This is a genomic window from Kitasatospora sp. NPDC059571, from assembly GCF_042735675.1.
GTDB lineage: Bacteria > Actinomycetota > Actinomycetes > Streptomycetales > Streptomycetaceae > Kitasatospora.
Genome location: NZ_JBHWBW010000331.1, coordinates 7,280 through 8,899 on the forward strand (window position 1 = coordinate 7,280; position 1,620 = coordinate 8,899).

At 79.9% G+C, this 1,620-nt stretch carries 1 pseudogene; it reads left to right on the forward strand.

Going from position 1 to position 1,620, the window contains the following annotated elements:
• Positions 1-88: 88 nt before the first annotated feature.
• Positions 89-1,620, forward strand: a pseudogene (locus tag ACFV0G_RS28275) (ATP-binding protein); the annotation flags it as partial.

Consider the following 1,620-nt stretch of genomic DNA (forward strand, 5'->3'; position numbering starts at 1 on the left):
CGGGCGGGCGCGGGCCCGCCCGAGGGCGCGGGGGCGGGGTGGCGGGTGCGCCCGGCCCGGGGGGGGGCGGCCCCCCCCCGCCGCGGCGGGCCCCCACGAGGGCGCCGCGGGCCTGGAGCGGCCCGCGCACCTGGTGGAGCTGCCGGTCGGCGTCTCCGAGGACCGCATCGTCGGCTCGCTGGACCTGGAGCGGGCGCTCGCCGAGGGCGTCAAGGCGTACGAGCCGGGCCTGCTGGCGAAGGCGCACCGCGGCGTGCTGTACATCGACGAGGTGAACCTGCTGCAGGACCACCTGGTCGACCTGCTGCTGGACGCGGCGGCGATGGGCCGCTCGTACGTGGAGCGCGAGGGCGTGTCGGTGCGGCACGCGGCGCGCTTCCTGCTGGTCGGCACGATGAACCCGGAGGAGGGCGAGCTGCGGCCGCAGCTGCTCGACCGGTTCGGCCTGACGGTGGAGATCGCCGCCACCCGGGACCCGCAGGAGCGGGCCGAGGTGGTGCGGCGCCGGCTCGCGTACGACGCCGACCCGGCCGGCTTCGCCGCCCGGTTCGCCGCGGAGGAGCAGGCGCTCGCGCTGCGGATCACCGCGGCGCGCGAGCTGCTGCCGCAGGTCGAGCTCACCGATGCGGCGCTGCGTCAGATCACCGCGGTCTGCGCCGCCTTCGAGGTGGACGGCCTGCGTGCGGACATCGTGATGGCGCGCACGGCCGTGGCGCTGGCCGCCTGGGCGGGGCGCACCGGGGTGCTGGAGGAGGACGTCCGCAAGGCGGCGCAGCTGGCGCTGCCGCACCGGCGCCGCCGCAACCCGTTCGACGCCCCCGGCCTGGACGAGGAGCAGCTGGACCGGACGCTGGAGGAGCACGCCGAGCCCGAGGACGACGGCCCGGACGGCGGCGGTCCGCAGGACGGCGGCCCGGGCGACGGGCCCGACGGCGGCGGCCCGGACGGCCCCGGCGGCGCCCCCGCCCCCGGCGACGTGCCGGACGGCTCGGCGACCGCCGACCCGGAGCAGGCGCCCGAGCAGGCCCCGCCGCAGCCCCGGCAGGCGCCCGGCGCCGGGCGGGAGGCGGCGCCGGTGGCGAGCGCGGACCCGTTCCGGACCCGGCTGTTCAAGGTCCCCGGGACCGGCCGCGGCGCGCAGGGCCGCCGCTCGGCCGCGGAGACCGCCGCCGGGCAGACCGTGCGGGCGCGCCGCCCGCAGGGCCGCCTCGCCCGGCTGCACCTGACCGCCACGCTGCAGGCCGCCGCGCCGCACCAGGCGGCCCGCGGCCGGTCCGGGCGGGCGCTCGTGCTGGCCAAGGACGACCTGCGCGAACAGGTGCTCCGCGGCCGGGAGTCCAACCTGGTGCTGTTCGTGGTGGACGCCTCCGGCTCGATGGCCGCCCGGCAGCGGATGGGCGCGGTCAAGGGCGCGGTGCTGTCGCTGTTGATGGACGCCTACCAGCGGCGCGACAAGATCGGCATGATCACCTTCCGCGGCGCCGGCGCCGAGCTGGCGCTGCCCCCCGACAGCACCCGTGGGGGGGGGGCCGGCCCCGGCTGGGCCCCAGCCAGCCCGGCGGGGGGCCCGCGGCCCGCCCGGGGGGGGGGGGCCCCCTATGTCTTTCGTCAAGCTCGACG